We start from the raw sequence: 15,121 nt of genomic DNA on the forward strand, positions 1-15,121 counted from the left end.
GTGACTATGAATAACGTTGTTATTGTCAGTGCTGCCCGAACCGCTATCGGAAACTTCAATGGGGCATTATCCAGTATTCATGCCACCGATCTGGGTGCAATTGTCATCAAAGAAGTGCTGGAACGTGCCCGCTATACAGCAAACGAGATAGATGAAGTCATCATGGGTAATGTGTTGCAAGCCGGGCTCGGGCAAAACCCTGCCCGCCAGGCATTACTAAAAGCTGGCCTCGACCAAACCGTTTGCGGGTTTACCATTAATAAAGTCTGTGGCTCCGGATTGAAAAGCGTGGCCCTTGCTGCACAAGCAATTCAGGCAGGTAACGCAACGGCCATAGTGGCCGGTGGCATGGAAAACATGAGCCAGGCACCTTACTTGCTTGATACCAAAGCGCGCTGGGGCTATCGACTGGGCGACGGTACGCTAACCGATACCATTTTGCGCGATGGTTTACTATGTGCAACCTATGGCTACCATATGGGGATCACCGCTGAAAATGTCGCCCGCCAATACGGAATTAGCCGCGAAATGCAGGATGCTCTGGCGCTGGAATCACAGCGTAAAGCTGTCAACGCGATAGAGCAGAACGTCTTTAGCAAAGAAATGGTTCCTGTAACGGTAAAGCAACGCAAAGGCGAAACAGTGGTTTCTCAGGATGAGTTTCCTAAAATCGACTGCACTGCGGAAGGTTTAGCCCGTCTACGCCCGGCATTTGATCCATCAGGAAGCGTCACCGCGGGGAACTCCTCCGGTATAAATGACGGTGCTGCCGCGTTGCTGGTCATGAGTGAACAACGAGCTCATGAGCTAAACCTTGTGCCACTCGCACGTATTCGCGCTTATGCAAATGGGGGCGTCGACCCTTCAATTATGGGTATGGGCCCCGTACCCGCGACCAGAAATGTGCTTAAGCGAGCCGGGCTTTCACTGAGTGATATTGACCTAATCGAAGCCAATGAAGCCTTTGCAGCCCAGTATCTCGCTGTTGGTCAGGAGCTAGGGTTTGATCCGGGGAAAATCAACGTGAATGGTGGCGCTATCGCACTTGGACACCCTATTGGCGCCAGCGGTGCACGTATTTTGGTCACGCTTCTCCATGCACTGGCGGCCCGCGATAAAACGCTGGGGCTTGCAACATTGTGCATTGGGGGTGGGCAAGGTACCGCGATGATTGTTGAAAGGATGAACTAAACCAACAATGTAAAAATGGCCAAAATTAAACTGTCTTCATTAAATTTGGACAGTGAAAATCAGGCCACCAAAAGTGTCTGGGTTCGGTACTTAACCGGGCTCAGACCAATTTTCAGAACTTTTCGATAACCTTGAAGTGCATTAACACCAGTGTCATATCCGGAGAGAACAGATCGTACTCTTCAAAAAAGCGTTTATGCTCGTTACGCCAGTACGCCAGCGTGCGGTCACCTTCACCTTCAGCCAGAGCGTGGGCTTCGCCCACCTGTTCAAAAGTCGTCATTTCCGTGGTGGTCAGTTCAATCGCGCAAACCGGCTTATTCTTGCCATCTACCACCACAAAGATATCGCCTGGCTGGGCAATGCCCTCGCCATCCAGGTTAGCGCAGGTGGCTGTTTTCACACCATCGAGCACTAATTTAACCAGTTCGTCCGCCTGTTTTTCTGTGTCACCAAACGCCCAGCGCTCTACATCTTCATACTTCTCAGGAATAGCCATTGAGTTACCTTATGAGTTAAACCAAGCCTAACTTGATATTAAAATAAAAAACGCCCGATGCAATAAATGCATCGGGCGTTATGAGTCATATCAAACAACAAAATTCAGATTATTCGTCTGCTTCGTCGTCTGCTTCATCAGAAGCGTTGTCATCTACGTCTGCTTCAGGTGCGATTTCGTCATCACCTTCCGCAACGGTACCGTCGATAGCATCCAGTTCTTCTTCATCAACCGGTTCTGCAACACGTTGCAGGCCCACCACGTTTTCATCATCCGCAGTACGGATAAGAATAACGCCCTGGGTGTTACGGCCAACGACACTCACTTCAGAAACGCGAGTACGAACCAGAGTACCAGCATCGGTAATCATCATAATCTGGTCGGTATCTTCAACTTGAACCGCGCCAACGACGCTGCCGTTACGCTCGGTCACTTTGATGGAGATAACGCCCTGAGTTGCACGTGACTTAGTCGGATACTCATCAGCCGCGGTACGTTTACCATAACCATTCTGCGTCACGGTCAGGATCGAACCTTCGCCGCGTGGAATGATCAGGGAAACGACTTTGTCTTCACCTGCAAGCTTAATACCACGAACACCTGTTGCAGTACGGCCCATGGTACGAACGGCATCTTCTTTGAAGCGCACCACTTTACCTGCAGCCGAGAACAACATGGCTTCGTTGCTACCGTCGGTCAAATCAACGCCAATCAGTTCGTCACCTTCGTTCAGGTTAACGGCGATGATACCCGCAGAACGTGGGCGGCTGAAGTCGGTCAACGCAGTTTTCTTCACAGTACCGCTTGCGGTCGCCATGAATACGTTAACGCCTTCGGCATACTCACGTACCGGCAGAATAGCGGTAATACGTTCGTTCGCTTCCAGTGGCAGCAAGTTCACAATTGGACGGCCACGCGCACCACGGCTCGCTTCCGGCAACTGATAAACCTTCATCCAATACAGACGACCACGGCTGGAGAACAGCAGAATGGTATCGTGAGTATTGGCAACCAACAGACGGTCGATGAAATCTTCTTCTTTAATGCGTGCTGCGGACTTACCTTTACCACCACGACGTTGTGCTTCGTAGTCGGTCAGCGGTTGATATTTCACATAGCCCTGGTGGGACAGAGTCACAACCACATCTTCGCGGTTGATCAAATCTTCAATGTTGATATCAGAGGTATTTGCAGTGATCTCAGTACGACGTTTGTCGCCAAACTGATCGCGCATCGCAACCAGCTCTTCAGTGATCACTTCCATCAGACGTTCAGCGCTGCCCAGAATGTGCAGCAACTCAGCAATCTGCTCCAGCAGCTCTTTGTATTCGTCGAGCAGTTTTTCGTGCTCAAGGCCGGTCAGTTTCTGCAAACGCAGATCCAGAATTGCCTGTGCTTGTTGCTCGGTCAGGAAATATTGACCATCACGAATACCGAACTCTGGTTCCAGCCACTCCGGACGCGCAGCATCATCACCCGCACGTTCCAGCATGGCAGAAACGTTGCCCAGAGCCCATGAACGGGCAATCAGGCCAGCTTTCGCTTCTGCGGCATTTGGAGAATGACGAATCAGCTCGATAATCGGGTCGATGTTCGCAAGCGCAATCGCCAGACCTTCGAGAATGTGTGCACGGTCGCGTGCTTTACGCAGTTCAAAAATAGTACGACGAGTCACAACTTCACGACGGTGACGCACAAACGCAGAAAGAATGTCTTTCAGGTTCATGATCTTAGGTTGGCCCTGGTGCAGCGCAACCATGTTGATACCGAAGGAAGTTTGCAACTGAGTCTGAGAATAAAGATTATTCAGAACCACTTCGCCCACTGCATCGCGTTTGATTTCGATAACAATGCGCATGCCGTCTTTATCAGACTCGTCACGCAGAGCGCTAATGCCCTCAACGCGTTTGTCTTTCACCAGTTCAGCGATTTTCTCAATCAGGCGAGCTTTGTTCACCTGGTATGGAATTTCATGAACGATGATGGTCTCACGACCTGTTTTCGCATCTGCTTCAACTTCTGCACGGGCGCGAATGTAAATCTTGCCACGACCAGTGCGATACGCTTCTTCGATGCCACGACGGCCATTGATGATAGCGGCAGTTGGGAAGTCTGGGCCTGGGATGTGTTCCATTAACCCTTCAACGGTGATGTCTTCGTCTTCAATAAACGCCAGACAGCCGTTGATAACTTCAGTGATGTTATGAGGCGGGATGTTAGTTGCCATGCCTACTGCGATACCGGATGAACCGTTAACCAGCAAGTTAGGAATTTTGGTCGGCATAACATCAGGAATGCGCTCGGTTCCGTCGTAGTTATCGACGAAATCTACCGTATCTTTTTCGAGATCGGCCATCAGTTCGTGAGCGATTTTCGACATACGGATTTCCGTATAACGCATCGCAGCGGCGGAGTCACCGTCTACAGAACCGAAGTTACCCTGGCCATCTACCAACATGTAACGCAATGAGAATGGCTGCGCCATACGCACGATAGTGTCATAGACAGCGGTATCACCATGCGGGTGATATTTACCGATTACGTCACCAACAACACGGGCGGATTTTTTGTACGCTTTATTCCAGTCATTGCCCAATACGTTCATGGCGTAAAGTACGCGACGGTGTACCGGCTTGAGTCCATCGCGGACATCTGGCAGTGCGCGGCCGACAATAACCGACATCGCGTAATCCAGATATGAGCTCTTTAGCTCTTCCTCAATGTTGACCGGTGTAATTTCTCTGGCAAGGTCGCTCATGTATCCGCTATCCCTCTACTGTGTCCCGGATTCAAAGGTCGCAAATTATAACACAATCGCCCTACTTTGGGGAAACCACAACATGGTTGCCGAATGGTTTATTCACAGACATTGACTGATATACTCCCGCCACGAAACGAACAAGGAGTGAGTAGCCCCATGAATGCCGAAAACCAGCCGGTTATCCAGAACGTCGACCATGATGAAATCGCCAAATTCGAAGCCGTAGCCTCACGCTGGTGGGATCTTGAAGGTGAATTTAAGCCTCTGCACCGCATCAACCCGCTGCGTTTGGGTTATATCAGCCAACGCGCAGATGGGTTGTTTGGTAAAACGGTGCTTGATGTCGGCTGTGGCGGTGGGATTCTGGCAGAGAGCATGGCGCGTGAAGGCGCTCATGTGACCGGGCTGGATATGGGTTTCGAACCATTACAGGTTGCTAAGCTCCATGCGCTGGAAAGCGGTATTAAGGTGGACTACGTTCAGGAAACCGTTGAGCAGCACGCGGATAAGTTCGCCGGAAAGTATGACGTGGTGACCTGTATGGAAATGCTCGAGCATGTGCCGGATCCGAAATCAGTCGTTACTGCCTGCGCAAAACTGGTAAAACCGGGTGGCCACGTCTTTTTCTCCACTCTTAACCGTAATGGCAAATCCTGGTTGATGGCGGTGGTGGGTGCGGAATACATCCTGCGCATGGTGCCAAAAGGCACGCACGACATTAAGAAATTCATCAAGCCTGCGGAGTTACTGTCCTGGGTTGACGATACCCCACTGCGCGAACGCCACATCACCGGGTTACATTTCAACCCACTGACCAATACGTTCAAACTTGCACCAGGTGTTGATGTTAATTACATGCTGCACACAAAAGCTGAAAATTGATTGTTATCCATAAGCTAGTTTGATGAAAATTGCGCGGTATCAAACCGCGCACTTATCAATGAAGTTTAAGAAATCAGCACTCGATCAAAAATATCATTTTTTTTGCATCCCATTGACAATTGTCACAGGCCTTATGTGACGTGGACTTAGCGAAATTCCGCTTGTCACAACCTTAAATCCGTCTCGAAATCAATACTTGTTCTCAGCCGATTAGTTACTAGAATACTCACCATATAGTGATCAAGCAATCCATAACCCCCTACATATAGTATTTATCCACAAGGTTAGCCACTAGAGGCCAACTGTGGATAAACGGGGCATTTTTCATTTCACGGACAGGTACAAACGCACATGAATCAGAGTCTGCTGGTTACAAAACGTGACGGTCGCACTGAGCGTATCGATCTGGATAAAATCCATCGAGTTCTGGATTGGGCCGCCGAAGGCTTAAATAACGTATCCGTATCACAGGTTGAACTGCGCTCGCACATCCAGTTTTATGACGGCATCAAAACCTCTGACATTCATGAAACCATCATCAAAGCAGCAGCCGATTTAATCTCTCGCGAAGCGCCTGATTACCAGTATCTGGCTGCGCGTCTGGCTGTGTTCCATCTGCGCAAAAAAGCTTACGGTGAGTTCGAGCCGCCTAAACTCTATAACCATGTTGTGAAAATGGTTGAGATGGGCAAATACGATCAACATCTGCTGGAAGACTACACGGAAGAAGAGTTCAAGCAGATGGACGATTACATCGACCACGAGCGCGACATGAGCTTCTCCTACGCGGCTGTAAAACAGCTCGAAGGTAAGTATCTGGTTCAGAACCGTGTCACCGGCGAAATCTACGAAAGCGCACAGTTCCTTTATATTCTGGTTGCCGCGTGCCTGTTCTCCGGCTACCCGCGTGAAACCCGTCTGAGCTATGTGAAGCGTTTTTACGATGCGGTTTCTACCTTCAAAATTTCTCTGCCTACGCCGATTATGTCCGGCGTGCGTACCCCGACTCGCCAGTTCAGCTCTTGTGTACTGATCGAGTGTGGCGACAGCCTGGATTCCATCAACGCCACTTCCAGCGCAATTGTGAAGTATGTTTCCCAACGTGCAGGCATCGGCATCAACGCCGGTCGTATCCGTGCGCTGGGTAGCCCAATTCGCGGCGGTGAAGCGTTCCACACTGGCTGTATCCCGTTCTACAAACACTTCCAGACCGCAGTGAAATCCTGCTCTCAGGGCGGCGTGCGTGGCGGTGCTGCGACACTGTTCTACCCAATGTGGCACCTGGAAGTTGAAAGCTTGCTGGTACTGAAAAACAACCGTGGCGTTGAAGGCAACCGCGTACGCCACATGGATTACGGCGTGCAAATCAACAAACTGATGTACACCCGGTTGTTGAAAGGCGAAGACATTACGCTGTTCAGCCCGTCTGACGTTCCAGGTCTTTATGACGCATTCTTTGCCGACCAGGAAAAATTCGAGCAGCTGTATACCAAATACGAAAAAGACGACAGCATCCGCAAGCAACGTGTGAAAGCGGTTGAGCTGTTCTCACTGATGATGCAAGAACGTGCTTCAACTGGCCGTATCTATATTCAGAACGTTGACCATTGCAACACCCATAGCCCGTTTGACCCGGCTATCGCGCCAGTTCGCCAGTCTAACCTGTGCCTGGAAATCGCGCTGCCGACCAAACCACTGAATGACATCAACGACGAAGACGGTGAAATTGCACTGTGTACGCTGTCTGCATTCAACCTGGGTGCTATCGAAAGCCTGGATGAGCTGGAAGAATTAGCGATCCTGGCTGTGCGTGCGCTGGATGCGCTCCTGGATTACCAGGACTACCCAATCATTGCCGCGAAACGCGGTGCGATGGGCCGTCGTACTCTGGGTGTTGGTGTAATTAACTTCGCTTACTATCTGGCGAAGAATGGCGTTCGTTACTCCGACGGCAGCGCCAACAACCTGACGCACAAAACCTTCGAAGCGATTCAGTACTATTTGTTGAAAGCATCGAACGAATTGGCGAAAGAGCAAGGCCCTTGCCTGTGGTTCAACGAAACCACTTACGCAAAAGGCATTTTGCCAATCGACACCTACAAGAAAGATTTGGATGTGATCAGCAATGAGCCGCTGCATCTGGACTGGGAAGCGCTTCGTGAGTCGATTAAAACTCACGGCCTGCGTAACTCCACGCTTTCTGCTTTGATGCCGTCTGAAACCTCTTCGCAGATTTCTAACGCCACCAATGGTATCGAACCACCGCGCGGCCATATCAGCATTAAAGCGTCAAAAGACGGTATCCTGCGCCAGGTTGTGCCAGATTACGAAACGCTGAAAGACAAATATGAGCTGCTGTGGGACCTGCCGAATAATGATGGTTACCTGCAATTAGTCGGTCTGATGCAGAAGTTTATCGATCAGTCGATCTCTGCAAACACCAACTACGACCCAACGCGCTTTGCGTCTGGTAAAGTGCCGATGCAGCAGTTGCTCAAAGATTTGCTCACCGCCTATAAATTCGGTGTTAAAACGCTTTATTATCAGAACACCCGCGACGGCGCGGAAGATGCGCAAGACGACCTGGCGCCTTCAATCCAGGACGATGGCTGCGAAAGCGGCGCATGTAAAATCTAACTTAAAATCCCCTCACCTTGCTGAGGGGATTTTTTCGACGCATTACAGGATTTAACCTCATGGCTTACACCACTTTTTCACAGACGAAAAACGATCAGCTCGCAGAACCGATGTTCTTTGGCCAGTCGGTTAACGTGGCTCGCTACGATCAGCAAAAATATGACATCTTCGAAAAGCTGATTGAAAAGCAACTCTCCTTCTTCTGGCGTCCGGAAGAAGTGGACGTTTCCCGTGACCGTATCGACTATCAGGCGCTGCCCGATCACGAAAAACACATCTTCATCAGCAACCTGAAATACCAGACGCTGCTGGACTCTATTCAGGGCCGCAGCCCAAACGTTGCTCTGCTGCCGCTGATTTCCATCCCTGAGTTGGAAACCTGGGTTGAAACGTGGGCGTTTTCCGAAACCATCCACTCACGCTCTTACACCCATATCATCCGTAATATCGTTAACGATCCGGCGATTGTGTTTGACGATATCGTGACTAACCAGGAAATTTTAAAGCGCGCAAAAGATATCTCCGGTTACTACGACCGTCTGATTGAGATGACCAGCTACTGGCATCTGCTGGGTGAAGGTACGCACAACGTTAACGGCAAAACCGTGACCGTGAACCTGCGTGCGCTCAAGCGCCAACTCTATTTGTGCCTGATGAGCGTGAACGCGCTGGAAGCGATTCGCTTCTACGTCAGCTTCGCTTGTTCCTTCGCATTCGCCGAACGTGAACTGATGGAAGGCAACGCGAAAATCATCAAGCTGATTGCCCGTGACGAAGCCCTGCACCTGACCGGCACTCAACACATGCTGAACCTGATGCGCTCTGGTGAAGACGACCCTGAAATGGCGGAAATCGCTCAGGAATGCCGCCAGGAATGCTATGACCTGTTCGTACTGGCTGCCGAGCAAGAGAAAGAGTGGGCAAGCTACCTGTTCCGCGACGGCTCGATGATCGGTCTGAACAAAGATATTCTCTGCCAGTATGTTGATTACATTACCAACATCCGTATGCAGGCAGTCGGCCTGGATTTGCCATTCAAGACACGTTCAAACCCAATCCCATGGATTAATGCATGGTTAGTTTCTGACAACGTGCAGGTCGCACCGCAAGAAGTAGAAGTGAGTTCTTATCTGGTAGGTCAGATTGATTCGAACGTTAACACCGACGATTTAAGCGATTTCCAGCTGTAATTTATGAGCCGCATTACGCTACGAATCAGCGGAGCACAGCTCATTTCTGAAGAGAATCACCCTTCTTTGCTGGCGACACTGGAATCCCACCAGGTCGCCGTGGAATATCAGTGCCGGGAAGGTTATTGCGGCTCCTGCCGCATCCGGCTGACGGCAGGCGAAGTGAAGTGGCTTACCGAACCGCTGGCGTTTATCCAGCCCGGTGAAATACTGCCCTGCTGCTGCCAGGCGCAGGGCGATATTGAGATAGAGATGTAAAAAAACCTCCCGCGGAGGTTTTTTATTTTTTGGGGATTACTGACCTTCCCGCGCTTTCATTTCCTGATGATGTTTGTTTTCACCTACCATCACCACCAGCAGCAGAATCACGGCCATAATACTGCCGCCTATCATCACCATAAAACCGCCGTCCCAGCCGAAGAAATCAACGGTATATCCGACAATGGCGCTCGCGGCGACCGACCCACCGAGGTAGCCGAACAAGCCGGTGAAGCCTGCTGCGGTTCCCGCTGCCTTTTTCGGTGCTAGCTCAAGCGCATGTAACCCAATTAACATGACCGGCCCGTAGATCAGGAAGCCAATGACAATCATGCACGCCATATCCACACCCGGATTTCCCGGCGGGTTCAGCCAGTAAACAATGGTCGCAATCGTCACCAGAATCATAAAGAACACACCGGTTGCGCCACGGTTGCCTCTGAACACTTTGTCCGACATCCAGCCACACAGCAGCGTGCCAGGTATCCCCGCATACTCATAAAGGAAGTAGGCCCACGAGGATTTATCTAACGCGAAGTGCTTCACTTCTTTCAGATACGTTGGTGACCAGTCGAGAATGCCATAGCGCAGCAGGTAAACAAAAACGTTGGCGATGGCGATGTACCACAGCAGGCGGTTCGGGAACACGTACTGCATAAAAATCTGCTTAGCCGTCAGTTCCTCTTCCGTTTTGTCGTTGTAGTCGTCCGGGTAATCATTTTTGTACTCTTCGATTGGTGGCAGCCCGCAGGATTGCGGAGTATCGCGCATTAATGCAAAAGCAATCAGCGCCACCAGAATCGCCGCAAAGGCTGGCATATAAAGTGCCGCATGCCAGTCGTTAAACCACGCCATCCCGAGTAAGAACAGCAGTGGCGGCAAGCCACCGCCTACGTTATGCGCGCAATTCCAGACAGAAACAATTCCGCCACGCTCTTTCTTGGACCACCAGTGCACCATCGTGCGCCCACACGGCGGCCAGCCCATGCCCTGGAACCAGCCACATAAGAACAGCAGCACAAACATCACTGCGATGCTCGATGTCGCCCAGGGCACAAACCCCATAAATAGCATCACGGCTGCCGCCAGAATCAAACCGGCAGGTAAGAAAACGCGTGGATACGAGCGGTCAGAGACTGACCCCATGATGAATTTTGAAAAGCCGTAGGCGATAGAAATACCGGAAAGCGCGAATCCTAAATCCCCTCGCGAGAAACCTTACTCAATCAAGTACGGCATCGCCAGGGTGAAGTTTTTACGCACCAGATAGTAGGCCGCGTAACCGAAGAAGATCCCCATGAAGATTTGCCAGCGCAGGCGCCGATAAGTCGGATCGATATTCTCGCTTTTCAGCCGTGGCTGATGGGCGGTAGGTTTGAAAATGCTCAGCATAAATGCCTCCGTGGCAGGGTTTATAAGCCATGTTCATTTGCGAGCGCATGTTAAGGATTATCGGGGTTGGTTAGTGTGAAACACCCCACAACATATTACATTTTTATTACAAACTATCGAAATAGTGCATGACGTCACACTTTACTTTCGATTTATGCTCGAATTTGCTCGATATCAAACATTTGAAAATTGATTTGTGGCTCAATTGTGTTCAAGAGAACTTTTCAGGAGCAGAGCATGGCGACGGGATGCAAAGAGCGGGATGTCATTATTATCGGCGGTGGCGCAACCGGGGCGGGAATTGCCCGCGACTGCGCCCGTCGTGGGTTGCAAACGCTGCTGCTCGAAAGGCACGATATCGCCACCGGGGCGACGGGGAGAAACCACGGCTTACTCCACAGCGGCGCGCGCTACGCCATGACGGACAGCGAATCGGCCAGAGAATGCATTGAAGAGAACCGCATCCTTAAACGTATCGCTCGCCATTGCATCGAACGCACCGACGGCTTGTTTATCACCCTTCCCGAAGACGATTTATCGCAACAGAATATATTTATCGCCTCTTGCCAGGACGCAGGAATTGACGCTCAACGCATCGACCCCAAAGAAGCTTTGCGTCTGGAACCTGCGGCAAACCCTGAATTGATCGGCGCGGTGCGCGTGCCTGATGGCACCGTTGACCCTTTCCGCCTGACCGCCGCCAATATGCTCGATGCCCGCGAACACGGCGCTGAAATCCTCACCGGCCAGGAAGTCACCGGTCTGATTCGCCAGGCAGACCGGGTTTGCGGGGTTCGCGTATACAACCACCAGACACACCAGCATCACGATTTGTATGCGCATGTTGTTGTTAATGCTGCCGGAATCTGGGGGCAGCACATTGCAGAATATGCTGATTTGAGCGTGCGCATGTTGCCAGCAAAAGGTTCGCTGCTAATCCTGGGTCACCGCATCAACAACATGGTGATCAACCGCTGCCGCAAACCTGCTGATGCCGATATTCTGGTGCCCGGCGATACCATTTCGCTGATTGGTACCACGTCAACACCTGTTGAGTACGACCAAATCGACAATATGCGCGTCACGCCGCAAGAGGTCGATATTCTGATTCGTGAAGGGTCTAAACTTGCGCCTAAACTCGCAGCCACCCGCATTTTGCGTGCCTATGCTGGCGTTCGCCCGCTGGTTGCCAGCGATAACGATCCAACCGGGCGCAACGCCAGTCGGGGGATCGTATTGATGGATCACGCAAAGCGTGACGGAATGGACGGCTTCATCACCATCACCGGCGGCAAACTCATGACCTACCGCCTGATGGCTGAATGGGCCACCAATGCGGTGTGCGAAAAACTCGGTCATTCCAGCCCCTGCACCACCGCAACCGTCCCGCTTCCTGGTTCAGGAAGCTCGCAAGAAGAGACACTCAGTAAAGTCATTTCCCTACCGCCAACCATCCGCCGCTCTGCTGTCTGGCGCCACGGCGATCGTGCTGAACAACTTCTGGCTGGCGACCGCCTGAGCAATAGCCTGGTTTGCGAATGTGAAGCGGTAACGGCCGGTGAAGTTCGCTACGCGGTCAATAAACTGGCTGTCACCAATCTTGGCGATTTGCGCCGTCGAACCCGCGTAGGAATGGGCACCTGCCAGGGTGAGTTATGCGCCTGTCGCGCCGCCGGTTTATTACAACGTTTTGGCACGTCATCGCCTGCGCAATCGCTCGACCAGTTATCGCTTTTTCTCAATGAACGCTGGAAAGGCATTCGCCCCATCGCCTGGGACGATGCGCTCAGGGAAAGCGAATTTACCGCCTGGGTGTACCAGGGGTTGTGCGGGCTAAAAAAAGGAACACCACAATGAAATTCGACAGCCTGATTATTGGCGGTGGACTCGCTGGACTGGTGTGCGGTATCCGTCTGGCGGAAGCGGGACTGCGTTGCGCTATCGTCAGTCGCGGGCAAAGCGCACTGCATTTTTCGTCCGGGTCGCTGGATTTACTGGCCGAACTGCCCGATGGCAGCCCGGTAAACTCCCCTCTGGATGCACTGGCAGCATTAAAATTGCAGGCACCAGAACACCCTTATAGTCTGATGGGGGCGCAAAACGTACAGCGTTTCGCGATGGAGAGTGAAGCGTTGCTGGCCCGTTGCCATATCACGCTCACGGGCAGTTACAAGCAAAACCACCAGCGCATTACGCCACTGGGTATTGAACGTGCAACGTGGCTTAGCCCAATGGAAATCCCCGTAGCACCCCTTCCGTGGAAACACATCACGGTAGTCGGTATTGCCGGTTTTCTCGATTTTCAGCCAGAACTGGTCGCCGGTTCACTGGCAGAAAACCACATCAATGTGAAAACCGCGGAACTGACGCTTCCCGCACTGGACACGTTACGCAATAACCCCAGCGAGTTCCGCGCTGCCAATATCGCCCGCGTACTGGATATGCCAGAACAACAACGCCTGCTTATTGATGAGCTTAAAACGCTGGCGCATGACACTGATGCCCTGTTCCTTCCGGCATGCCTCGGGAGTGAAGATGATAAAGCCTGGCAGGCGATAAGCCGTGAATTACCCTGCCCGCTTCGCCTGTTACCTACACTTCCCCCTTCGGTGCTCGGTATGCGGTTGTATCACCAGTTGCGCCGCCGTTTTCAGCAACTCAACGGGATAATGATGCCCGGTGATGCCGTGGTGAGGACGGAAACACAGCAGGAAAATGTCAGCGCCATTTTCACCCGCAACCACGCAGAAGTCCCGCTGCGGGCAAACCATTATGTCCTCGCCAGCGGCAGCTTTTTCAGTAACGGGCTGGAGGCAAAATTCAGCGGCATACGAGAGCCCGTTTTCGGCCTCGATATCCGTGCCCCAGCCGAGCGTGAAGCGTGGTGCAAAGAGGACTTTTTCAGCCCGCAGCCATATTTGCAGGCAGGCGTTGCCATTGATAAACATTTCCACCCCACCCGCGCCGGGCAACGCATCAAAAACCTTTACGCCATCGGTTCGGTACTGGCCGGGTTCGACCCGCTGCAACAAGGTTGTGGCGCGGGTGTGTCAATGACTGGCGCACTGCACGTCGCACAACGCATTCTTGAATCGCAGGGGGCAGTGCATGAATCTGCTTGATGAAACCAGTTTTGAAAACTGCATTAAATGCACCGTCTGCACCACTGTCTGCCCGGTCAGCCGGGTTAACCCGGACTACCCTGGCCCTAAGCAGTCCGGGCCTGACGGAGAGCGCCTGCGCCTGAAAGATGCCGCACTCTATGATGACGCCCTTAAATTTTGCACCAACTGTAAACGCTGTGAAGTCGCCTGCCCGTCTGATGTGAAAATTGGCGATATCATCCAGCGTGCCAAAGCCCGCTATGGCAAAACACCGTTTAAATTAAGAGATGCCATTCTCAGCCATACCGATTTAATGGGCACACTGTCGACACCGTTCGCACCGCTGGTGAATGCAGCAACGTCATTGATACCGGTGAGAAATTTGCTCGATAAAACTCTCGGCATCGACAGCCACCGCGCATTACCGAAATACTCGTCAGGAACATTTCGGCAGTGGTATCGCAAACAGGCAACGACGCAAAAAACCTTTGCTGAGCAAGTGGCGTTTTTCCACGGTTGCTATGTGAATTACAACCATCCACAATTGGGCAAAGATCTGGTCAGCGTGCTGAATGCGATGGGATTTGGCGTGCAACTGTTGGAACGTGAAAAGTGCTGTGGCGTACCCTTGATTGCTAACGGTTTTATCGATAAAGCCAAAAAGCAGGCGGCGATTAACGCAGCATCATTAGAGAAAGCAGTGCTCGAACAAGGGTTGCCAGTGATTGCCACTTCTTCCACCTGCACCTTTACCCTGCGCGATGAATACCCGCAGGTGCTGGATATCGACACTCGCCCGATGCGTGACCATATTGAACTGGTGACTCGTTTTATCTGGAAGCAACTGGAAGAAGGCCGGGAGTTGAACCTCAAAGCGTTACCGCTGCGTATTGCCTACCACACGCCATGTCATATGGAAAAAATGGGCTGGTCGCTTTACACGCTGGATCTTTTGCAGCGTTTGCCTGGCGTGGAGCTGGTTATGCTGGAATCCCAGTGCTGCGGAATTGCGGGGACGTACGGGTTTAAAAAGGAAAACTATCAATTTTCACAAAGCATTGGCGCACCGTTATTCCAGCAGATTGAGGAGAGCGGCGTCGATTTGGTGGTCACAGATTGCGAAACCTGCAAATGGCAGATTGAGATGTCCACCAGTAAGAAATGCGAGCACCCGATTACGCTTTTGGCTCGGGCACTCGCATAGTTT

Annotated in this window: 10 protein-coding genes and 1 pseudogene; 8 read left to right on the plus strand and 3 right to left on the minus strand. The window is 51.7% G+C overall.

What is annotated here, in order from left to right:
* The first annotated feature begins 6 nt into the window (after positions 1-6).
* The gene (locus GC128_RS01740) at positions 7-1,191 is read left to right on the plus strand and encodes an acetyl-CoA C-acetyltransferase (RefSeq protein WP_151992843.1); all 1,185 of its coding nucleotides are present in this window, start codon (positions 7-9) and stop codon (positions 1,189-1,191) included.
* Positions 1,192-1,303: 112 nt separating this feature from the next.
* Here the strand turns inward: GC128_RS01740 and GC128_RS01745 are convergent, their stop codons facing one another.
* Positions 1,304-1,690 (minus strand): ASCH domain-containing protein, encoded by a 387-nt coding sequence (locus GC128_RS01745; RefSeq protein ID WP_064517149.1) that lies wholly within the window; start codon positions 1,688-1,690, stop codon positions 1,304-1,306.
* Positions 1,691-1,799: 109 nt separating this feature from the next.
* Positions 1,800-4,448, minus strand: coding sequence for a DNA topoisomerase (ATP-hydrolyzing) subunit A (gene gyrA, locus GC128_RS01750; RefSeq protein WP_151992844.1), 2,649 nt, complete (start codon positions 4,446-4,448; stop codon positions 1,800-1,802).
* A gap of 159 nt (positions 4,449-4,607) precedes the next feature.
* On the opposite strand from gyrA, the gene ubiG reads away from it, so the two are divergent.
* The 4 genes from ubiG (at position 4,608) to yfaE (ending at position 9,418) form a co-directional block, all read left to right on the plus strand.
* Entirely contained in the window at positions 4,608-5,333 is a 726-nt protein-coding gene (gene ubiG / locus GC128_RS01755) for a bifunctional 2-polyprenyl-6-hydroxyphenol methylase/3-demethylubiquinol 3-O-methyltransferase UbiG (protein ID WP_151992845.1), read from the plus strand.
* 351 nt (positions 5,334-5,684) lie between these two features.
* Positions 5,685-7,970, plus strand: a complete 2,286-nt coding sequence (gene nrdA / locus GC128_RS01760; protein ID WP_151992846.1) for a class 1a ribonucleoside-diphosphate reductase subunit alpha — start codon at positions 5,685-5,687, stop codon at positions 7,968-7,970.
* A 59-nt stretch (positions 7,971-8,029) separates the two neighbouring features.
* Positions 8,030-9,160 (plus strand): class Ia ribonucleoside-diphosphate reductase subunit beta, encoded by a 1,131-nt coding sequence (gene nrdB, locus GC128_RS01765; RefSeq protein ID WP_064517141.1) that lies wholly within the window; start codon positions 8,030-8,032, stop codon positions 9,158-9,160.
* A gap of 3 nt (positions 9,161-9,163) precedes the next feature.
* Complete coding sequence (gene yfaE, locus GC128_RS01770; RefSeq protein ID WP_151992847.1) at positions 9,164-9,418, plus strand: class I ribonucleotide reductase maintenance protein YfaE; 255 nt, start codon at positions 9,164-9,166, stop codon at positions 9,416-9,418.
* Between the two features lie 36 nt (positions 9,419-9,454).
* On the opposite strand, the pseudogene glpT reads toward yfaE, so the two are convergent.
* Positions 9,455-10,810, minus strand: a pseudogene (gene glpT / locus GC128_RS01775) (glycerol-3-phosphate transporter).
* A gap of 237 nt (positions 10,811-11,047) precedes the next feature.
* Here glpT and glpA point away from each other — a divergent pair.
* From glpA to glpC, 3 genes are read left to right on the plus strand one after another with little or no spacing between them, the layout of a single operon-like run.
* Positions 11,048-12,667 carry an anaerobic glycerol-3-phosphate dehydrogenase subunit A gene (gene glpA / locus GC128_RS01780; RefSeq protein WP_151992848.1) on the plus strand — a complete coding sequence of 540 codons (1,620 nt, stop codon included), beginning with the start codon at positions 11,048-11,050 and terminating at the stop codon, positions 12,665-12,667.
* Complete coding sequence (glpB, locus tag GC128_RS01785; RefSeq protein WP_151992849.1) at positions 12,664-13,932, plus strand: glycerol-3-phosphate dehydrogenase subunit GlpB; 1,269 nt, start codon at positions 12,664-12,666, stop codon at positions 13,930-13,932. The genes glpA and glpB overlap by 4 nt, the downstream gene beginning before the upstream one ends.
* Positions 13,919-15,118 carry an anaerobic glycerol-3-phosphate dehydrogenase subunit GlpC gene (gene glpC / locus GC128_RS01790; RefSeq protein WP_193216206.1) on the plus strand — a complete coding sequence of 400 codons (1,200 nt, stop codon included), beginning with the start codon at positions 13,919-13,921 and terminating at the stop codon, positions 15,116-15,118. Before glpB ends, glpC begins: the two co-directional genes overlap by 14 nt.
* The last annotated feature ends 3 nt before the right edge of the window (positions 15,119-15,121 follow it).

This window comes from Buttiauxella massiliensis (assembly GCF_902500225.1).
GTDB lineage: Bacteria > Pseudomonadota > Gammaproteobacteria > Enterobacterales > Enterobacteriaceae > Buttiauxella > Buttiauxella massiliensis.